The 18,934-nt window shown below is 66.1% G+C and carries 19 protein-coding genes; 6 read left to right on the top strand and 13 right to left on the bottom strand.

From position 1 onward, the window contains the following. Nucleotides 1–68 precede the first annotated feature (68 nt). The gene (locus ABZX86_RS17985) at nucleotides 69–734 is read left to right on the top strand and encodes an ester cyclase (RefSeq protein ID WP_355124721.1); all 666 of its coding nucleotides are present in this window, start codon (nucleotides 69–71) and stop codon (nucleotides 732–734) included. 99 nt (nucleotides 735–833) lie between these two features. Continuing rightward, a complete protein-coding gene (locus ABZX86_RS17980) occupies nucleotides 834–2,171 on the top strand; it encodes a serine hydrolase (RefSeq protein ID WP_355124719.1) in 1,338 nt (445 codons plus the stop codon). 7 nt (nucleotides 2,172–2,178) lie between these two features. Here ABZX86_RS17980 and yhjD read toward each other — a convergent pair whose 3' ends face one another. From yhjD to ABZX86_RS17965, 3 genes are all read right to left on the bottom strand, one after another. Continuing rightward, the gene (yhjD, locus tag ABZX86_RS17975) at nucleotides 2,179–3,192 is read right to left on the bottom strand and encodes an inner membrane protein YhjD (RefSeq protein WP_355124718.1); all 1,014 of its coding nucleotides are present in this window, start codon (nucleotides 3,190–3,192) and stop codon (nucleotides 2,179–2,181) included. A gap of 131 nt (nucleotides 3,193–3,323) precedes the next feature. Further along, nucleotides 3,324–4,349, bottom strand: a complete 1,026-nt coding sequence (gene trpS, locus ABZX86_RS17970; protein ID WP_355124716.1) for a tryptophan--tRNA ligase — start codon at nucleotides 4,347–4,349, stop codon at nucleotides 3,324–3,326. A 21-nt stretch (nucleotides 4,350–4,370) separates the two neighbouring features. Beyond that, on the bottom strand, nucleotides 4,371–5,306 hold the full coding sequence (locus ABZX86_RS17965) for an oxygenase MpaB family protein (RefSeq protein ID WP_355124714.1): 936 nt from the start codon (nucleotides 5,304–5,306) through the stop codon (nucleotides 4,371–4,373). A 117-nt stretch (nucleotides 5,307–5,423) separates the two neighbouring features. Here ABZX86_RS17965 and ABZX86_RS17960 point away from each other — a divergent pair, with 117 nt between their 5' ends. Continuing rightward, nucleotides 5,424–6,062 (top strand): TetR/AcrR family transcriptional regulator, encoded by a 639-nt coding sequence (locus ABZX86_RS17960; RefSeq protein WP_355124712.1) that lies wholly within the window; start codon nucleotides 5,424–5,426, stop codon nucleotides 6,060–6,062. Between the two features lie 69 nt (nucleotides 6,063–6,131). Here ABZX86_RS17960 and ABZX86_RS17955 read toward each other — a convergent pair whose 3' ends face one another. The 4 genes from ABZX86_RS17955 to ABZX86_RS17940 all read right to left on the bottom strand — a co-directional run bounded on the left by ABZX86_RS17955 (nucleotide 6,132) and on the right by ABZX86_RS17940 (nucleotide 9,674). Beyond that, a complete protein-coding gene (locus tag ABZX86_RS17955) occupies nucleotides 6,132–7,742 on the bottom strand; it encodes an alkaline phosphatase family protein (RefSeq protein ID WP_355124710.1) in 1,611 nt (536 codons plus the stop codon). A gap of 125 nt (nucleotides 7,743–7,867) precedes the next feature. Then, nucleotides 7,868–8,374, bottom strand: a complete 507-nt coding sequence (locus tag ABZX86_RS17950; protein WP_355124708.1) for a barstar family protein — start codon at nucleotides 8,372–8,374, stop codon at nucleotides 7,868–7,870. Then, a complete protein-coding gene (locus ABZX86_RS17945) occupies nucleotides 8,374–8,871 on the bottom strand; it encodes a ribonuclease domain-containing protein (RefSeq protein WP_355124706.1) in 498 nt (165 codons plus the stop codon). The genes ABZX86_RS17950 and ABZX86_RS17945 overlap by 1 nt, the downstream gene beginning before the upstream one ends. Next, complete coding sequence (locus tag ABZX86_RS17940; RefSeq protein WP_355124704.1) at nucleotides 8,868–9,674, bottom strand: exodeoxyribonuclease III; 807 nt, start codon at nucleotides 9,672–9,674, stop codon at nucleotides 8,868–8,870. Before ABZX86_RS17940 ends, ABZX86_RS17945 begins: the two co-directional genes overlap by 4 nt. Nucleotides 9,675–9,742: 68 nt before the next feature. On the opposite strand from ABZX86_RS17940, the gene ABZX86_RS17935 reads away from it, so the two are divergent. Then, nucleotides 9,743–10,597, top strand: a complete 855-nt coding sequence (locus tag ABZX86_RS17935; RefSeq protein WP_355124702.1) for an alpha/beta hydrolase — start codon at nucleotides 9,743–9,745, stop codon at nucleotides 10,595–10,597. Nucleotides 10,598–10,620: 23 nt separating this feature from the next. After that, nucleotides 10,621–11,454: an SAM-dependent methyltransferase gene (locus ABZX86_RS17930; protein ID WP_355124700.1), complete on the top strand. Its 834-nt coding sequence runs from the start codon at nucleotides 10,621–10,623 to the stop codon at nucleotides 11,452–11,454. Between the two features lie 25 nt (nucleotides 11,455–11,479). On the opposite strand, the gene ABZX86_RS17925 is transcribed toward ABZX86_RS17930, so the two are convergent. The 5 genes from ABZX86_RS17925 to ABZX86_RS17905 are packed head-to-tail and all read right to left on the bottom strand — an operon-like array spanning nucleotide 11,480 to nucleotide 16,259. Beyond that, nucleotides 11,480–12,745: an acyl-CoA dehydrogenase family protein gene (locus tag ABZX86_RS17925; RefSeq protein WP_355124698.1), complete on the bottom strand. Its 1,266-nt coding sequence runs from the start codon at nucleotides 12,743–12,745 to the stop codon at nucleotides 11,480–11,482. 39 nt (nucleotides 12,746–12,784) lie between these two features. After that, entirely contained in the window at nucleotides 12,785–13,663 is an 879-nt protein-coding gene (locus ABZX86_RS17920; protein WP_355124696.1) for an SDR family oxidoreductase, read from the bottom strand. A 32-nt stretch (nucleotides 13,664–13,695) separates the two neighbouring features. Then, on the bottom strand, nucleotides 13,696–14,559 hold the full coding sequence (locus ABZX86_RS17915) for a MaoC/PaaZ C-terminal domain-containing protein (RefSeq protein ID WP_355124694.1): 864 nt from the start codon (nucleotides 14,557–14,559) through the stop codon (nucleotides 13,696–13,698). A 1-nt stretch (nucleotide 14,560) separates the two neighbouring features. Continuing rightward, nucleotides 14,561–14,998 carry an SRPBCC family protein gene (locus tag ABZX86_RS17910; RefSeq protein ID WP_327143864.1) on the bottom strand — a complete coding sequence of 146 codons (438 nt, stop codon included), beginning with the start codon at nucleotides 14,996–14,998 and terminating at the stop codon, nucleotides 14,561–14,563. 55 nt (nucleotides 14,999–15,053) lie between these two features. Beyond that, the gene (locus ABZX86_RS17905) at nucleotides 15,054–16,259 is read right to left on the bottom strand and encodes a lipid-transfer protein (RefSeq protein ID WP_355124691.1); all 1,206 of its coding nucleotides are present in this window, start codon (nucleotides 16,257–16,259) and stop codon (nucleotides 15,054–15,056) included. A 369-nt stretch (nucleotides 16,260–16,628) separates the two neighbouring features. On the opposite strand from ABZX86_RS17905, the gene ABZX86_RS17900 reads away from it, so the two are divergent. After that, nucleotides 16,629–18,281, top strand: a complete 1,653-nt coding sequence (locus ABZX86_RS17900; protein WP_355124689.1) for a hypothetical protein — start codon at nucleotides 16,629–16,631, stop codon at nucleotides 18,279–18,281. Here ABZX86_RS17900 and ABZX86_RS17895 read toward each other — a convergent pair whose 3' ends face one another. Further along, a complete protein-coding gene (locus ABZX86_RS17895; RefSeq protein WP_327143861.1) occupies nucleotides 18,282–18,926 on the bottom strand; it encodes a TetR/AcrR family transcriptional regulator in 645 nt (214 codons plus the stop codon). It abuts the gene before it with no gap. Nucleotides 18,927–18,934 lie beyond the last annotated feature (8 nt).

Raw genomic sequence — 18,934 nt, 5'->3', positions numbered from 1 at the left:
TGCTAACTTCATCCGGTCAGTTACGAATTAACAGATCCCGCAATGGGTCTGGAGATGTAAGGCACCAAATGACCGATCAAGCAACAGAATCCGTAACGCCTTTGCACCTGCAAGGACGTGAAGCCGTAATCGCTGCTGCCGCACCGGAAGACTGGCGCGAGGAAGCCCCCGACTACCACCTCAGCCACACCGTCATGCCGGTCGAGCGCACCACCGACCATGCGCCGGACTCGCTGGAATTCATTGTCGAAGAGCTGGTGAAGGTCTTCGAGATGGAGGTCTCGCACAAGAAGGATCCGGCCACCTGGGTCTCGCTGGTGGCCGAGCACTACCGCGGCCGGGTCAACGGCGGCGAATGGCAGGACTCCGAGGAGTTCGCGCGGATCGGCTCCTACAACATCCTGATCGGCGACAACCCCTATTACCCGGGCGGCGAGACCTTCGAGTCCTCGCACCACATCTTCCACACCGCGTTCCCCGGCGGCTTCTTCTGGGAGGTGCTGGAGGTGCTGGCCGGCCCGCCGACCGTCACCTTCAAGTGGCGGCACTGGGGTCGCTACACCGGTGAGTACCAGGGTCACCAGCCGACCGGTGAGCTCATCGAGATGACCGGCATCACCATTGCCAAGGTCAGCGAGGATCTGCGCATCCTCGAGCTGGAGCACTTCTACGACAACAACAAGCTGCTCGGCCCGCTCGCCCACGGCTGCCCGGTCGCCAAGACCGCGGAATAACCGGCGGCCAGTACTTTTCAGCGTCCCCGCAGTCGCGTTGCGGGGACGCGCCTCGACCTCCCCGGCCACCCACAGGTTGCGCCTTTAAGCTCGTGAGCGATGAGCATTCGCAGGCTTTCGCGCCAAGACCCCAGTCCCCCCGGCCGCCGGCATCGCCTCTCGCTGATCACCGCCGCCGCCCTCGCGGCCGGACTCACCGCGGTGGCCGGGGTGGCGTATGCGCCACTACCCGGCGCAGCGACGGCAGCACCGCCGAGCAGTACGACCACGACGCCGTTCACCACCCCGAATACCGACGGCTGTCCGAACAAGACCGCTCCCCCGCCGCCGATCGACGCCTCCGAGGTGCCCGAGCCGGGTGATTCCGCACCGCAGCCACTGCCGATTCCGAGCCCGCCGGTCGGCGGCGATCAGCTCGGCGGATGCGGTGTGATCCTGCCCTCGGGCGCACCGCAATTGCCGGAGGGGATCTCCGCGACGGGGTGGGTGGTGTCGGATCTCGATACCGGGAAGGTGCTCGCGGCCAAGGATCCGCACGGTCGCTATCGGCCCGCGTCCACCATCAAGGTGCTGCTGGCGGATGTGGCGCTGCGGGTGCTGGATCTGAACAAGACGGTGATCGGCACCCAGGACGATGCCAATGCGGACGGCACCCGGGTGGGTATCGGGCCGGGTGGGCAGTACACCAACGCCCAGCTGTTCCACGCGCTCATCATGGCGTCGGGAAATGATGCGGCGCATGCCATCTCGGCGCAGCTCGGCGGCGACGCAGCCACCGTGGGCAAGATGGACGATATGGCGAAACGCCTGCACGCCCTGGATACTCGCGCCGCGACCCCGTCCGGCCTGGACGGTCCGGGCATGAGCACCTCGGCCTACGATCTGGCGACGATCTTCCGCGATGCCATGACGATTCCGCTGTTCGCCGAACTCATCCACACCGAGCAGTTCGACTTCCCGGGGTTCCCGGCGGATCCGAAAAACCCTGAGGACAAGGACCATCCGGGTTTTCCGATCGCGAACGACAACCACCTGCTCTACGAATACGACGGCGCGCTGGGCGGTAAGACGGGGTACACCGACGATGCGCGGCAGACCTTCGTCGCGGGCGCGCAGCGCAATGGCCATCGGCTCGAGGTCACGCTGATGAAGGCCGATGTACTGCCCTTCCGGCCGTACGAGCAGGCGGCCAAACTGCTCGACTACGCGTTCGCGCTGCCCGCCGGATCCAATGTCGGCAGCCTGCCCGACGCGGGCGCGAAGGCGCCGGATTCGACTGTGGTGGTGGCACGTCCGCCCGTGGCGGAACCCGCCGCGGATTCCGGTGATTCCGGTTCGAGCAACAACAATCTGCGCACCACGCTCATCGTGGGTGGCGTGATTCTGGTGCTGGTACTGCTGGCGGGCGCGCGCCGGATGAGCCGCCCCCGGCGCTGACCGCGGTTCAGCGCCGGCGGCGCGCCGAAAGCAGTGCTCCGGCAACCGCTCCCGCACCGAACAGCACCGCACCCGCTCCGGCCGGAAGTCCCGGACCCACACCACGGGGTTCGATGACGGCCGGGGCGGGCGGCGGAATATCCGCCGGCACATCGTTTTCGGTGGCCGTGGCCGCCCAGGCGGTGGCGAAGAGAATGATGCGGGCGGTGAAGTAGCTGAAGACCATCAGGCCGAGGATCGGCCCGAACGCCACACCGGCCGGGCCGTTCACGACCGATTTCAGAATGATCGAGGCGAGTTGTTTGAAGGCCTCGAAGATCACCGCCGCGATCAGCGCCGCCCGGGCCGCACTGCGCAGCGTCACCGGATGCCGGGGCATGCGGGCGATGATCCAGACGAAGACGGCCCAGTTCGCGAGCACGGCCAGCAGCAGCGACAGCAGCGTGAGCAGCAGGGTGATGGCGGTGGATTCGTGAATGTGCCAGCGCCGCAGCAGCGCCGAGATGAGGCCGCTGGAGGCGAGCACCGACAGGCCGACGGATATCCCGATGGCCAGGAACAGTCCGATCAGCGCCCCCAGGTCCGAGAGCTTGGTCCGCGCCCAGTTTCCGGGTTTGCTCGGCTGTTCCCACTGTTCGGTGAGCGCCGCGCGCAGGTTCGCGATCCAGCCGAGCCCCGCGTAGGCGCCGGTGGCCAGACCGATGACGCCGACCCCGGCGCGCGAGCGGACCGCCTCTTTGATCAGGTCATTGAGCTGCTGCCCGGCCGAGCCCGGAATGTTCTCGACAATCTTGTTCTGAATCTCGGTGAGCAGGTGCGGGTTTCGGGACAGCACGAATCCGGCGACCGCGAATCCCACCATCAGCAGCGGAAACAGTGACAGCACAGTGAAATACGTAATGCCCGCGGCGTAGTAGTCGCCGCGCTGGCGCTGATACCGTCCCGCGGCGCGCACCACATGATCGAGCCAGTGCCGCTTCTCGATCTCCCGCTCGATCCGAGCCTTGACCTTACCGAACACCGCTTACCTCCGCAACGCTCGGTACGCCCTGATCAGACCTCTACTCTCGCATCCGGATCGATGCGCGCACCGTAAATCCAGTGCGCGTCGGCCGAATCGCGACCTTCGCCACAGCCGGGTTTACGGGGCTCTCAGCGGGCGAGGAACCCGACGCGGTCGTACACCTGGGCCAGGGTCTTGCTCGCGACCTCGCGGGCCTGATCCGCGCCGGAGCGCAGGATGCGGTCGAGTTCGGTCTGGTCGGACATGTACTCGTCGACCTTCGCGCGCAGCGGGGTGACGAATTCGACCAGGGCGTCGGCGGCGGCGGATTTGAGATCGCCGTAGCCCTTGCCCTCGAAGTCCTGTTCCAGCGTGACGATCGGGGTCTCGGTGAGCGAGCTCAGAATGACCAGCAGATTGCTCACGCCCGCCTTGGTCTCCGGGTCGTAGCGGATCTCGCGCCCGGTATCGGTGACCGCGGAGCGGATCTTCTTGGCCGAGACCTTGGGATCGTCGAGCAGATTGAGCAGGCCGGCGTCCGAGGAGGCCGATTTGCTCATCTTGGAGGTGGGGTCCTGCAGGTCGTAGATCTTGGCGGTGCCGGTGACGATATGCGCCTCCGGCACCACGAAGGTCTTCTTGTACCGAGTGTTGAAGCGCTGCGCCAGATTTCGGGTCAGCTCCAGGTGCTGGCGCTGATCCTCGCCGACCGGCACCAGCTGCGGGCGGTAGAGCAGGATGTCGGCGGCCATGAGCACCGGATAGGTGAACAGGCCGACGGTCGCGTTCTCCGCACCCTGCTTGACCGACTTGTCCTTGAACTGGGTCATGCGGCTGGCCTCGCCGAAGCCGGTGAGGCAGTTCAGCACCCAGGTCAGTTCGGCGTGCTCGGGCACCTGGCTCTGCACGAACAGCGTCGACTTCTTGGGGTCGACGCCCAGGGCCAGCAGCTGCGCCGCGGAGACCTTGGTGCGCTTGCGCAGTTCCTTGGGATCCTGCGGCACGGTGATGGCGTGCAGGTCCGGGATGAAGTAGAAGGCGTCGAATTCGTCCTGCAACCGCACCCAATACTGCACGGCGCCAAGGTAGTTCCCGAAGTGGAACGAATCGCTGGTCGGCTGGATACCAGACAGGACCCGCTGCTTGCGTTCGGCGGAGGGCTCAGGACTCGACATGCCCTGATCTTCGCATGCGGCTCAGGCCGAATGTCTGGCCACCCAGTTGCGCGGATCGACCCCCGGCATGCTGGGCCGACCGGCGCTGATCAGGCGCTGCTCGCGGCGTGTCGCGAGGCGGTAGAGCGGATAGCTCGGGCCGGTCAGCGAGCCGCGCAGCAGCTTGGGTGCGAGCGGCGGGGAAATGTGCGCGGTACGGACCGCCCGGGCCAGGCCGCCGCAGGCGATCTCCTCACGCATTCCCCAGCTCACGCCATACATTTCGCGAATGCGCGGCGGCAGACTGCCCTGGACCAGAAGTGAGAAGCCGCCCAGCGCCTGCTGAATCGGCATCGGCATCGGATAGGCGACGCGCTGGCCCATGAGGTACGCGCCGACGATTTTGGCCTCGTCGGTGAGGAACACCTCGTCGGAGGCCAGGTAGGCGTCGTAGTCGCGGCGGAACTGCGCATAGGTGGCCGGCGCGGCCTCGCGCGGCATGCCGAACAGTTCACCCCAGCGGCAGTAGTCCTGGAAGAGACCTTCGCGCTCGCCCGGAGTGAGCTTGCGGACCAGCAGATCGTGCATGACCTCGGCGGAATCGAGGGTGAAGGCCATGGTCATGAACATGAGGTGCGGATCGTGCGCGGAATAGCGGGTGCCCGCCGGATTGTGCTGTCCCGCATCCTCCGGCAGCGCGCCCTCCACCGTGCTGTGGCGTTTGCGGGTGAAAGAGCGTGCCCGATCGGCTTCTTCGCGGGTGCCCAGGGAGACGGCTTCGAAGAGCTTGCCGGTGAGCGCGAGTCGGGTATACGGCGTGGTCCGATGCTGGGTGTTCTCGGCGGTCCCGACATAGAGCAGCGGGTGCACGGCCCCGATCACCAGGGCGCGCTGCCCGTAGGTGAGTCCCACCGCCCGCTTGCGCATCACGCGCCGGATCATCGAATCGTCGGAGAAGTAACCGGTCTGTGCAGGCATCGTTGCCTCCTGAAGCAAGGGTGTGACGCGGCACACCGCATCTGGAAACAGGGTCCCCCAGATAGTCATTTCTGGCAAGACCTACTACCAGAATCGTCGCCGTGCCAGAATCGACCCGTGACCGGGCAACGGACCTACGGCGGTATCTCGGCGGCCGAACGCCGCACACAACGCCGCACCGCCCTGCTCGACGCGGCCCTCGACATCCTCGGCGCCCAGGGCGTGGACAAACTGACCGTCGCCGCGCTCTGCTCCGGCGCGGGCCTCAACGAGCGCTACTACTACGAGAACTTCGACAGCCGCGACGCCGTGCTGTCCGCGTTGTTCGACACCATCGCCGAGGAGTTGGCCGCCGCCCTGCTGCACGCTCTGCACACCGCACCCGACAGCACTCGGGGCAAAGCGCACGCCGCGATCGCCGCGGGCATCCACGTGCTCACCGACGACCCCCGCAAGGCCCGCGTAGCCCTCGCCGTCAGCTCCGCGACCCCCGAACTGCGCACCCGCACCGTGCACACCATCCGTGCCTTCGCCAATATCGTTGCCGCAGAAGGCATCGACTTCTACGGCCTGACCGACGCCGAACCCGACCCCGTAATCAGCTTCCGCGCAACATATCTGGTCGGCGGCCTCGTCCAAACCCTCACCGCCTGGCTCCAAGGCGATCTCCCCATGACCCGGGACGACCTCATCGACCACACCACCGACATCTTCGTGCTTCTCGGTGAAGACATGGCCACCCGATTGCGGCCCTGACCAACCCGCAGAACACCGAAAACGCCCGGCCTCTTCGGATCAAAAGGCCGGGCGCTCAACAGGATTCGGCTAGTTCCTGGCACCGGTCTTCGGGTCGAGGACCAGGGCGGGCTGGGCGGGAGAGTAGAAGTCGAACATCGGGTCGAGGACGCCGGCGCGGTCGTCGTAGGAGTCGTCGCCGATGCGACCGGTCTTCCAGTTGTCCTCGATGAAGCGCAGGATCGAGCTCTGGTCGGTGACCGAGTGGTCGACGAAATTGGACTTGGCGTAGGGCGAGATCACCAGCAGCGGCAGGCGCGGGCCGTAACCGCAGCGACCCTGGTACGTGGCGTGCTTACCGTTCACGTCGCCGCAGGTGCTCGGGCCGTTCAGAGCGTCGTACGGCGAGCTGGAGGACAGGCCTGCGGGCGCCGACTTGTGGTCGTACCAGCCGTCGGAGTCGTCGTAGGCGATGACGACCGCGGTGTCCTTCCAGTCCGGCAGCTGCTGCAGGTGGTTGATGGACTCGACCAGGAACTGCTGCTCGTCCAGCGGATCGGAGTAGGCGGCGTGGCCGTCCTGGTAGCCGGCGGCCTTCAGGTAGCTGACGGCGGGCAGGTGCCCGGCGTCCGCGGCCGACCAGAAGTCGGACAGGTCGTACTGGTGGTTGGCCTGATCGGTCTGGCCGATCTTGTCCACCGAGGTGGGCGGCAGGTGGTGCGGGTTCGCGGTCGAGGCGTAGTACTGGAACGGCTCGTGGTGCGGGATGTAGTCGTCCTTGGTGTCGAACGCCCGGTCACCGGTCTTGCCGGTGCCGCCGAGCATCGGGCCGACCGTGTGGTTCGCGCCGCAGACGGCCTTACCGCCGGTGGTCGCGGTGGGCTTGAAGCCGCCCTCGAAGAAGCCCCAGCTGATGTTCTTCTTGTTCAGCAGGTCACCGATATTGGTGCCGGTCATCTGCACCTGGTCACGGCTGGAGCAGTCGTCGCCGAAGGGCTGCGCGTCGTCGGTGATGGTGCCCTGGCCGTTGCCCGCCTGCTCCAGCACGTCGATGGCCGGGAACGGCTTGCCGCCGGGCATGAATTCCTTTGTCACGCCGTGGGTCTGGCCGGACACCAGGTTCAGCGCGCCGACCGCCGACGGCCCGAAGGTGGTGCCGTAGGAGTTGTCGCTCATGGCGTAGTGCTGCGCGTAATTCCACAGCGCCGTCACGGAATTGCCGTCGTAGTAGTCCATCACCATGCCGGGCGCGCCGAAGGTCGGCGGCTTGCAGGTGGCCATTTCGGTGTGCTCGACGAACTTGTCCATCTTGCCGTCGTCGAAGGCGGACTGCTCGTCCTTGTACTCGTGGTCCTGATCGCAGGTGATCTGCTGGTTCGGGCCGCCGAGTCGCTGCGGCTGGAACTTGTTGGGGTTCTTGGTCAGCAGGTCGGGGGTGAGCCCGTCCACCGAGGGCGTATTCGGCAGCGCGGTGAACGAGGTGCCGTCGGTGTTCGCGGCCTTCGGGTAGGTGCCGAAGTAGTGATCGAAGGAGACGTTCTCCTGGAAGATCACCACGACGTGCTTGATCGGCGTCGCGGTATCGGCGGCCGACTGCCCCGAGGAACCGGAGCACGCGGTCGCGCTCAGCGCCACCAGCGCGGTGAACGCGGCAGCGGTGCGACTTCGCCTGCCCAGGCGACGGCGAGACGGGGCATGCATGGGACCTCCCGGATCATTCGATCGCGTCAGGCTGCGATCGCAATAGCGTGACCATTGCAGCGCCTGCCACACGCAGATACGCGGGAAGGTGAACGGAGCGGGAAAGTCCGATGAATCCGGCTCGGCTATCCCAGCCGCAGCGCCGCCGCCTCGATACCGGCGGGTGCGGCGTCCTGCAGCACCACCCGGAATGCCACCTCCCGCTCGGCCCAGTGCCCCGCACTGTCGGTCATCGCCGCGGCGAACCAGTGCCGTTCCTCGGGCTGCTCGGTGAGCAGCAGTGCGGCATTACGCACCACCACCACGTACCCCCGGGCCGGGCCGATGAATTCGTCCAGATCCCGCAGACATTCATCGAAAGCATCCTTGTTCTGCCCGAAGTAGTACGGAAACTGGAACGCCGCCGCGAACTCGTCGAAAACCTCTGCCACCGTGCGCATCTTGCGCCCCCGCAGCTCCCGCGACAGATAGTCCTCGGGCATTTGCGCACGCACACCGGAGAATTCGGCCGCCCCGACCGGAAGCACGCCGAGGGTGGCGGGTTGCGCCGCTCGGCCCGGGTCACCGGAGGTACCGGAAGCAACGGATTTCCCTGGGGCGGAGAGGAACTGCGAGAGCGTCAGCTCGGACATCAGCGCATCCTCACAAAAGTGTTGTAGTGGTCACCGGTGTAATAGGCGGAACCGTCGCTGCCGGTGATGATGCGCTGGGCGTCGCGGCCCTGGCCCGGCTTCTTCGGATTGACGTCCCACTCCTGATAGGAGATCTTCTTACCGCTCGAATCCTGTGCGGGCAGACTGCCGCCCCGGTTCATCCAGGTGTCCCCGCCATGTGTCCCTGGGGAATTGGCGGAGCCGGGCCAGCGGCCCGCGTCGATCTCGATCAGCGTCTGGTAGGCGCGATCGGGCACACCGGCCGCGTGCGTCGGCTCATCCACGGCGCCGGGCGCGGTGGCGCGCGGCCCGGGTTTGGCTGCGGTCGTGGTCTTTCCGGAGACCGTGGTGGTCACCTTGGCGCCGCTCGTCGTGGCGGCGTGATCGCCGCCGCGCGAGACGAGCACCGCGACCAGCACCATGATCAGCGCGCCGCCCAGCAGCAGCCAGGCGCGCGCCCGCGAGGAGATCTTCACCGGTACTGCACCGTGACCGGAGCGTGGTCGGACCAGCGCTCGGCGTAGGTGGCGGCCTTCTCCACCACGGCCTGCTTGGCCCGGGTGGCGATATCGCCGGAGGCCAGCTGGTAGTCGATGCGCCAGCCGGCGTCATTGTCGAAGGCGCGGCCGCGGTAGGAGTGCCAGCTGTAGGGGCCGGGCACGTCCGGGTGCAGCAGGCGCACCACGTCCACGTATCCGGCGGCCAGCATGGACGACACCCAGGCGCGCTCCTGCGGCAGGAAGCCGGAGTTCTTGACGTTGCCCTTCCAGTTCTTGATGTCGAGTTCGGTGTGCGCGACATTCCAGTCGCCGCTGATGACGAAGTCGCGGCCGATGCTGGTCATGCGCGCGCCGATGGCATCGAGGAAGCGGTACTTCTCGTCCTGCATCGGGGTGTCCGCCTCACCGGTGTGCACGTACACACTGGCCACGGTGAGCTCGTCGAAGTCGGCTTCCACGTAGCGCCCCAGCTCGGCGAATTCTTCGACGGCACACCAGGTTCCGTCCTGGTCGAGACCGACTCCGACGCGCACGGCATCGGGTGCCCGGCGGGACAGGATCGCCACCCCGGCACGGCCCTTGATGCCGGGTTCGGCATGGGTCAGGAACCATCCGGCTTCGAGCGCGGGCGCCAGTGCGCTACGCGTTTGCTCATCGGTCGCCCGCGTCTCCTGCAGGCAGATGATGTCGGCCTCGGTGACCGCTAGCCAGGCGAGCAGTCCCTTGGGGGCCGCGGCGCGCACTCCATTGACGTTTACCGTGCTGAGGATTTTGGGCACCCCACGACCGTACAATGCCGCTATACCTACTCTCCACGGACATCGAGGTCCGGGAAGGGGTGATGACGATGACGTCAGGCACCGACAAGCCCACCGTCCCGCTCGCGCCCGTGCGTGCCCTTCACACCGGCTCCGGTGATCCCCTGCTCCTGTTGCACGGGTTCATGATGTCGCCACACTGCTGGGAGCAGGTGGCGCAACGGATGTCGTCCCATTGCGAGGTGTTCGCTCCCGCCTTCACCGGGCACTGGGGCGGCCCCGAACTCGACGGCTGGTACCTGGATGTCAGTGCCCTTGCCGACCGGGTCGAAGACCAGTTGGACGAATTGGGCTGGCGCACCTGTCATATCGCGGGAAATTCGCTCGGCGGCTGGGTGGGCTTCGAGCTGGCGCGGCGCGGCCGGGCCCGCACGCTCACCGCGATCGCCCCGGCAGGCGGCTGGCAAACGCCTTCCGCCCTGCAGGTTCGGGTCGGATTGAAGTTCCTGTCGCTGGTGCCGCTGGTGGAGGTCGGCAAATATCTGCCCGATCTGCTGGCCTTCAGCGCGCCGGTGCGGCAGGCGGTGGCCATGATCCTGAGCAAGAACACAGCGGCCGCCCCGCGCCGCGCCATCGAGGCCGCGATCACCTCGTCGCTGCACTGCCGGGCCATGCTGCCGCTCATCGCCGGTGTGCTGCGCGCCCCCGATCTGGAGGATCTGTCGGATCTGAAAACACCTGTGCGCCTGCTCATGTGCGAAAACGACCGGGTCATTCCCTATCGCGCGTATGCCAAGCGCTTCCTCCAGGAGCTTCCGGATTCCGCAGACCGTATTCTGGTTCACGATGTGGGTCACGTCCCCATGCTGGAGGCGCCCGACCGCATTGCCACGCTCATCGCGGAGCACGTCTACGCCAGCCGCACCCGTCTGCGGGCTGTCTGAAGCATTGGGGGGAATGTCCACAGATGACCGACCACACGCCGGTGGACCAAACCGCACCGAGCATCGCGCGAGTGTACGACTATCTGCTCGGCGGGCAGGACAACTACGCCGTCGATCGGGAGGTCGGCGACTACTTCAAGAACGATCTGCCCGGTTCGGTGGCGATCGCCTTCGCCAATCGGCAGGCGCTCGTGCGTGCGGTGGGCGAGATGACGCGGCTCGGCATCACACAGTTCCTGGACATGGGCAGCGGCCTGCCGACCGCCGACAATGTGCACCAGATCGCGCAGCGACTGATTCCCGATGCCCGGGTGGTGTACGTCGACAATGATCCGATCGTGCTGGCGCACGGGCGGGCGCTGCTGGCCGATCACGAGACCACCGTGGTGATCCAGGCGGATCTGCGTGACGCGGAAGACATTCGGAACGATCCGGACGTCGTCCGGCTCATCGACTTCGACCAGCCGGTGGGCATCATCTTCAGCGCGACCCTGCACCACCTCAATGACGACGAGAAGCCGGGCGAGGTGGTGCGCTACTGGTCCGAGCGCATCCAGCCCGGAAGTCTGGTCTATATCTCGCATTTCCGGTCCGGGCACAATGAGGAGACGCAGGCCGCGGAGCAGAAGCTGCAGAGCACCTTCGGCCGCGGCCGCTGGCGCAGCGAGGACGAGATCCTGGACCTCTTCGGCGATCTCGACATCCTGGAACCCCGACTGGTCCCGTGCACACTGTGGCGGCCCACCGCCCCGGAGACCCCTCCCGAGGCAGAAGACGTACCACGCATCGGCGGACCCGCCCCGGGACTATCGGTCTGGGAGCAACTCATCGCCTGCGCCATGGCCCGCAAGCCGTAGCGTAACTTCGTGTTCCCGTCGTGCTCTACTGCGCGAGCAGGCCCTTGGCGACGTGCGTCACCTGAATCTCATTGCTGCCGGCATAGATCATCAGCGACTTGGCGTCCCGGGCCAGCTGTTCGACGTGGTACTCGGACATGTAGCCGTTGCCGCCGAAGAGCTGCACCGCCTCCATGGCGACATCGGTGGCGGTCTCCGAGCAGTAGAGCTTCATGGCGGACGCCTCGGCCAGCGACGGCGACTTACCCGCGCGACCACGCTCGAGCACGTTGAACACCATGTTCTCGATATTCATCCGGGCGATCTCCATCTTGGCCAGCTTCAACTGCACCAGCTGGAACCGGCCGATCTCCTGACCCCACAGCTTGCGATTCTTGGCGTAGTCCAGACAGACCCGATGACATTCGTTCACGATGCCCAGCGCCATGAACGCGACACCGATGCGTTCGGCGGTGAAACTCGAACGGGCGCTTTCCCTTCCGTCACCGCCCTCGTGCTGTTCGGTCTCGCCGAGCAGCCGGTCCCGGGACAGCCGCACATTGTCGAAGAACAGTTCCCCGGTGGGCGAGGCGTGCAGGCCCATCTTCTTGAACGGCTTGCCCTGGGTGAAGCCCTCCATGCCCTTGTCCAGCACGAAGGTCAGCACTTTGCGGTCCCGCTTGTCGACGCCGTCGCCCTCGTCCAGCTTGGCGTAGACGACCACGGTATCGGCGTAGGGGCCGTTGGTGATGAACGTCTTCTGCCCGTTGAGCAGGTAGTCGTCACCGTCGCGGCGCACATAGGTCTTCATCCCGCCGAAGGCGTCCGAGCCCGAGTCCGGTTCCGTAATCGCCCAGGCCGCAACCTTTTTCATGGTCACGATATCGGGCAGCCAGCGTTCCTTCTGCGCGAGCGTGCCGCGCGCCATGATGGTGGTGGCCCCGAGACCGATGCTCACGCCCATGGCGGTGACCAGGCCCATGCACACCCCGGACAGTTCGCTGATGAGCACCGCCATCATCGATTCCTGCCCGGAGAACGGGCCGCCGTCGCCGGAGGTGCGTTCCTTCTTCTCCGGCAACGGTTCCCCGGCCGCCAGCGCCGCTTCCTTCTTGCGCTGCCGGGCCAGCATCTTGCCGATGGCCTCACCGCCCAGGGCGTCGATTCCGAACTGGGCGAACAGGTTCCGGACAATCGGATACGGCAGCATCTCGCCGCTGTCCAGCGCGTCCAGATTCGGACGGATCTCCTTGTCGATGAAGCTGCGCACCGCGTCGCGGATCATCTCATCGGTCTCGGACCACTCGAACATCGTTGTTCTCCAGATATGTAGTGATGAAGACGCCGTGGATCAGGGCAGCTGGCCGGCGATATCGTCGATCAGCCAGGGGCCCTCGGTCTCAATGGTTTTCACGTCGTGCCAGCCCGCGAGCTCGGAGATGGCGCCGCCCTGCACCGCGAAGACCTTGCCGTTGATCGGGCATTTCTCGGTGGCCAGATACGCCACCAGCGGGGAGATATTGGCCGGGCTGAAGGCGTCGAAACCGCCCTCCTCCACCGCCTCCGCCTCGGCCGCCATCATGGCGCCCATACCCGGCGTGGCCAGGGTCAGCCGCGTGCGGGCGATCGGCGCGATGGCATTGACGCGCACCCCGTAGCGGGCCAGCTCATCGGCCGCGACCAGCGTGAGCGCCGCGATACCGGCCTTGGCCGCACCGTAATTGGCCTGCCCGGCATTGGGCACCGTGGTCCCCGAGGCCGATGCGGTATTGATCACCGCGGCGGTGGGCTGATTGCCGGCCTTGGACTGATCCTTCCAATAGGCGGCGGCATGGTGCAGCACCGCCGCATGCCCCTTGAGGTGCACGGCGATCACCGAATCCCACTGCGACTCGTCCATGCCGGCCACGAAGGCATCGCGCAGGATGCCGGCATTGTTGACCACCACATCGAGCCGACCGAATTCCGAGACCGCCTGATCGACAAGGTTTTTCGCACCCTGCCAGTCCGACACGCTGTCGGTGTTCGCGATCGCCCGCCCCCCTGCGGCGATGATCTCGTTCACCACCTCGTGCGCGGGGCCGGCGTCGGCGCCCTCACCGGCGTTACTGCCGCCCAGGTCGTTCACGACCACCACCGCGCCCTCCCGCGCGAACAGCAGCGCGTGCTCGCGCCCGATACCGCGGCCCGCGCCGGTGATGACGGCGACCCGTCCCTCCAGTGCACCCATCATTTGCTCCCTCTACAGAGTCGGAAAAGAATTCAGTCGGCGATGACGGCCAGGCCATCGGTCAGCACCAGATCCGTGCCGCGAGCGGTCTCGAAGGCGTACGTGGTCTCGCCGCCCTCGCTCGAGGTCCGCCAGATGCGGGTCTGCAGATCGTCACCGGGGAAGACCATTTTGGAGAAGCGCACGGCAAAACGCCGCAGCCGCGCCACATCCGAATCGGCCACCTCGCCGAGCACCGCCCACGAGGACATGGCCATGGTGCACAGCCCGTGCGCGATGATGCCGGGCAGACCGGCATCCTTGGCGACCTGCTCGTCCAGATGCAGCGGCACCGGATCGCCGGAGGCGGGCGCATAGCGGAAGGTCTGGTCGAGATCCACGTGCGCGGGCACCACCGCGAGCGGCGACTGCCCGGCCAGCGCCGGATCGAACCGGTGCGACGGCGCACCGTCACCGACCTTCGGGCCCGCGTTCACCCCGCGGAAGAACGCCGTCAGGTACTGCTCGTTGACGAGTTCCCCGTCCTGCGCCCGGCATTCGATGAGGATGGTGATGGTGGAGCCGTTGTCCTTGCCCTCGTAACCGATGGCCTTGGCGCGGGAGGACAGCTTGTCGCCGGGGCGGATCGGGCGATGGAAGTGGAAGTCCTGCTCCCCGTGCACCACCCGGCCGAAGATATCCATCGGCACCACCTCGAGCACCGGCATCATAATGGCCTCGAAGACCGGGACGATGCCGAAGATCGGCGGGGCGACAACACCTTTCAGGTGCGCCTCGATGGGATCATTGGTGGCGGCGGCGTATTCCGCAATGCGCTCGCCGGTGACCTCGAAGGGCTCCTCATCGGACCAGACGTTCAGCCCGCTGGGATCGAATTCGACTGTGGTACCGGCCATCTCAGGCCGCCGTGGCCAGCGCGTCGAGAGCCGTGAGCGTCTTGTCGAGCTGGTTCAGCCCGTCCTTCTCCACGGCCTTGCCGAGCGCGCCCTTGATGAGCGCGCCCTCGAAGTCACCGGAGACGGAGAACTTGCTGCCGGCGCCCTCGGGCTGAATGTCGAAGGCGAACTGCACCTTCACGCCCGCCATGCCGGTACCGCTGAGCACCAGGCGATTCGGGGTGTCGACACTCTCGACGACCCACTCGATCTTATTGGCCATGCCCAGCATGAGGATCTTGGCGACCAGCTTGGAACCCGGCGCCAGCGCGGCCGGCGGCTCCTCCAGCCAGCGCTCGTGGATGGAGAACCACTTGTCCCAGGTCTGCGGATCGGAGACGACAGCCCACAGGGCCTCGGGGGTGGCACTGAGGTCCTTGCTGGCTTCGATGTGTCCCATGACTACTGCTCCTCGTCGAGTGTGAGTGTGGTGTAAGAGATTTCAGCGCCGGTGTTCAGCGGTCAGCGCGCTGGTAGGCGGTCACGACGGCCGCGCCGCCGAGCCCGATATTGTGCTGCAGCGCGGCGGTGACATTGTCGACCTGCCGCTTGTCGGCGGTGCCGCGCAGCTGCCAGGTGAGCTCACTGCACTGCGCCAAACCCGTTGCGCCCAAAGGGTGTCCCTTGGAGATGAGGCCGCCGGAGGGGTTCACCACCCACTTGCCGCCGTAGGTGGTCAGGCCGTCGTCGATGAGCCGGCCGGCCTCACCCTCCTTGCACAGGCCGAGCGCCTCGTAGGTCAGCAGCTCATTGGCGGAGAAGCAGTCGTGCAGCTCGATGACCTGGAAGTCCTCCGGGCCGAGTCCGGCCTGCGCGTACACCTTCTCGGCCGCTTGCACATTCATGTCGTAGCCGATGAGGTTCTTGGCGGTGCCGTCGAAGCTGGACTGGAAGTCGGTGGTCATGGCCTGCCCGACGATCTCCACCGCCTGCGCCGCCAGATCGTGCCGGTCCACGAACGCCTCGCTGGCGAGAATGGCCGCGCCCGAACCGTCGGAGGTCGGCGAGCACTGCAGCTTGGTGAGCGGGTCGTAGATCATCCGCGAGGCCAGGATGTCCTCGAGCGAATACTCTTCCTGGAACTGCGCATACGGGTTGTTCACCGAATGCTTGTGGTTCTTGTAGCCGATCTTGGCGAAGTGCTCGATGGTGGTGCCGTACTTCACCATGTGCTCGCGGCCCGCCGCGCCGAACATCCACGGCGCCACCGGGAACAGCACCTCGGAGATCTCCGCGAGCGCCATCACATGCTTGGCCATCGGCTGTTCGCGGTCGTCGTAGCTGGAGCCCAGCGAGCCCGGCTGCATCTTCTCGAAGCCCAGCGCCAGCGTGCATTCCGCCAGTCCGCCCCGAATCGCCTGTGCCGCAAGGTAGAGCGCGGTGGAGCCGGTGGAGCAGTTGTTGTTGACATTGACGACCGGGATGCCGGTCATGCCCAGCTCGTACACCGCGCGCTGGCCGGAGGTGGATTCGCCGTAGACGTAGCCGACGTAGGCCTGCTCGACCTCGCGGTAGTCGATCCCCGCGTCGGCGAGGGCCTTGGTGCCCGATTCGCGCGCCATATCCGGGTAGTCCCAGCCGCTGCCGTCCTCGTTCTTGCGGCGGCCCGGCTTTTCGAACTTCGTCATGCCGACGCCGACGACGTAGACCTTGTTCGTCATCGAACTCCTCACATCAGGCCGCGCACCAGGACGCGCGGCTGGCGTCGACCCGACGGGCCGAACTGTGCACAAACATACAGAGATGTATGTAAGGCGACAAGAGGTCAGGCTTCTACCAGTGCAAAGTCCGTCAAACTTCCAGCAGAACCCGCATGCATTGGTACATACAGCCAAAGTTGTATGCGATCTTCACCCCTCGCCGCCCAGGCACACCCCTCGGGATGCCAGCCGATAGCTCGATCAGGTGACATGCACCACAGGTGAGGGTGCCGTAACGGCGACGTAATCGATCGGCAATTGCCCGGGCACATCCCTGCAGGAGTTTCGAAGCGTCGCCGTGAACGCGGTGCACTGGGACAGGAGAACCTCGTGGTCGATGTCGATGCCCGATCGGCGAACGCAGACGGAATAGCCGCCGCCAAGGAAACCCTGGAGGACTACACGCTGCGGTTCGCCCCGCGCAGTTACCGAAAGTGGAGCCCGGCGGTGGTCGGCATCTCGGCCCTCGGCGGCATCGCCTACCTCGCCGACTTCGCCATCGGCGCGAATATCGGCATTGCCAACGGCACCGGAAACGCGCTGCTGGGCATCGGCATCTTCGCCCTCGTGGTGATGCTGACCGGCTTCCCGCTCGCCTACTACGCGGCCCGCTACAACATCGACCTCGACCTCATCACCCGCGGCAGCGGCTTCGGCTACTACGGGTCGATCGTCACCAATATCGTGTTCGCCTCGTTCACCTTCATCTTCTTCGCGCTGGAGGGGTCGATCATGGCCCAGGGCCTGGAGCTGGGCCTGGGCATCCCGGTGTGGATCGGCTACCTGACCTCCACGCTGATCATCTTCCCGCTGGTCATCTACGGCATGAACACCCTGGCCAAACTGCAGGTCTGGACCACTCCGCTGTGGCTGCTGCTGATGGTGCTGCCCTTCGGCTTCCTGCTGGTGCGCCACCCCGACTCGGTCTCCGCGTTCTTCGCCTACGGCGGTGAGAACGGTTCCGGCGTCAGCCTTTCCGGCACGCTGCTGGCCGCGGGCGTCTGCCTCTCGCTCATCGCGCAGATCGCCGAGCAGATCGACTATCTGCGCTTCATGCCGCCGCGCACGCCCGAGAACGCGCGCAAATGGTGGGGCTGGATGCTGCTCGCGGGTCCGGGCTGGGTGCTCTTCGGTGCGCTCAAGCAGGTGGTCGGACTGTTCCTGGCGGTCTACCTGATCGCGACTCTGCCTGCCGCACAGGGCATTGCGAATCAGCCGGTGCACCAGTTCCTGGAGATCTACAAGAATATGGTCCCGGGCTGGCTGGCCATGACGCTGGCGGTGGTGCTGGTGGTCATCAGCCAGATCAAGATCAATGTCACCAATGCCTACTCCGGCTCGCTGGCCTGGACCAACTCCTACACCCGGGTCACCAAGACCTATCCGGGCCGACTGGTCTTCCTGGTCGTGAACCTGGTGATCGCGCTGATCCTGATGGAAGCCAATATGTTCGACTTCCTGAACAATATTCTCGGCTTCTACGCCAACTGCGGCATCGCCTGGATCGTCACCGTCGCAACCGATATCGCGATCAACAAGTACGTACTGAAGCTCTCCCCGAAGGTGCCGGAGTTCCGCCGCGGCATGCTCTACGACTTCAATCCGGTCGGCCTGGTCGGCTTCGGATCGGCGACGCTGCTGTCCATCATGACCTTCTTCGGCCTGTTCGGTGAGCTGCTGAAGCCGTACTCCCCCATCGTCGCGATCGTCGTGGCCTTCATCGCGACGCCGCTCACCGCCATCATCACGAAGGGCAAGTACTACCTGCGCCGCACCGACGACGGCATCGAGCTGCCGCTGTTCGACGAGCACGGCAACCCGTCCGGCGAACTGCTGGCCTGCGCGGTCACCGGGATGGAATTCGAGCGGCCGGACATGATCGCCTCGGCGGTGCCGGGACCGGAGGGCGAAATCCAGTACATCAGCTCACTGGCGCTCTCGACCGACAAGACCGGCATTCACCTACTGCCCCACCAGAACTGATCAGTCGAGCAGCCGCATTCCCGGCAGCGTGACCTGCGCTGCCGTACGCAACTGGACCGACGCGCGCAGCCAACGCCGGTGTGCGCGTTCGGGATCCGGATCGATGAAGCTCGAGACGAGAATGCCGCGCAGGGCGTCCATGGCGGTGAAGACGAAATCCCGGGCGTCCTTGCGATGCACCTCGTCGGGGACATAGTGACTCAGCGCGAGCAGCACGGCATTGTTCACGAACGGCTCGACCTTGCCCATCTCGGCGGCCAGCGTCGGATCCGTGCGACCGGCGACCCACAACTCCACGGCGGCGATGAACATCGGGCCCTGATGCGCCTCCCAGAGGAATTCCAGCACCGTCGCGATGGGATCGCGCCCGGCTTTGATCCGCCCGATCTCCAGCATGGCCGCCTCGGCGCGGCGCTGCGCGAGATGGCTGATGGCCGCGACCACCAAATCGGTCTTGGAGCCGAAATGGTGCACCTGGGCGCCCCGGGTCACCCCCGCGCGCTCGGCCACCCGGGGCGTGGTCGTACCCGCGTATCCGTACTCCACCAGGCATTCGATGGTCGCGTCCAGCAATCGCACCCGCATCTCGCTGCTACGCTGCTCCTGGGTGCGCCGGGGCGGCTTAGGCGTCGCGGTACGGGTCATTCACGCAT

Origin of the sequence: Nocardia sp. NPDC006630 (genome assembly GCF_040611495.1) — a bacterium.
GTDB lineage: Bacteria > Actinomycetota > Actinomycetes > Mycobacteriales > Mycobacteriaceae > Nocardia.
This window is presented reverse-complemented; position numbering and strand designations above follow the sequence as displayed.

Bases quoted from the DNA above. Each gene is read 5' to 3' on its own strand.
- ABZX86_RS17985 (WP_355124721.1), top strand. From the start codon at position 69: ATGACCGATCAAGCAACAGAATCCGTAACGCCTTTGCACCTGCAAGGA.
- ABZX86_RS17980 (WP_355124719.1), top strand. From the start codon at position 834: ATGAGCATTCGCAGGCTTTCGCGCCAAGACCCCAGTCCCCCCGGCCGC.
- trpS (WP_355124716.1), bottom strand. From the start codon at position 4,349: ATGTCGAGTCCTGAGCCCTCCGCCGAACGCAAGCAGCGGGTCCTGTCT.
- ABZX86_RS17965 (WP_355124714.1), bottom strand. From the start codon at position 5,306: ATGCCTGCACAGACCGGTTACTTCTCCGACGATTCGATGATCCGGCGC.
- ABZX86_RS17955 (WP_355124710.1), bottom strand. From the start codon at position 7,742: ATGCATGCCCCGTCTCGCCGTCGCCTGGGCAGGCGAAGTCGCACCGCT.
- ABZX86_RS17950 (WP_355124708.1), bottom strand. From the start codon at position 8,374: ATGTCCGAGCTGACGCTCTCGCAGTTCCTCTCCGCCCCAGGGAAATCC.
- ABZX86_RS17935 (WP_355124702.1), top strand. From the start codon at position 9,743: ATGACGTCAGGCACCGACAAGCCCACCGTCCCGCTCGCGCCCGTGCGT.
- ABZX86_RS17930 (WP_355124700.1), top strand. From the start codon at position 10,621: ATGACCGACCACACGCCGGTGGACCAAACCGCACCGAGCATCGCGCGA.
- ABZX86_RS17925 (WP_355124698.1), bottom strand. From the start codon at position 12,745: ATGTTCGAGTGGTCCGAGACCGATGAGATGATCCGCGACGCGGTGCGC.
- ABZX86_RS17920 (WP_355124696.1), bottom strand. From the start codon at position 13,663: ATGGGTGCACTGGAGGGACGGGTCGCCGTCATCACCGGCGCGGGCCGC.
- ABZX86_RS17915 (WP_355124694.1), bottom strand. From the start codon at position 14,559: ATGGCCGGTACCACAGTCGAATTCGATCCCAGCGGGCTGAACGTCTGG.
- ABZX86_RS17910 (WP_327143864.1), bottom strand. From the start codon at position 14,998: ATGGGACACATCGAAGCCAGCAAGGACCTCAGTGCCACCCCCGAGGCC.
- ABZX86_RS17905 (WP_355124691.1), bottom strand. From the start codon at position 16,259: ATGACGAACAAGGTCTACGTCGTCGGCGTCGGCATGACGAAGTTCGAA.
- ABZX86_RS17895 (WP_327143861.1), bottom strand. From the start codon at position 18,926: ATGACCCGTACCGCGACGCCTAAGCCGCCCCGGCGCACCCAGGAGCAG.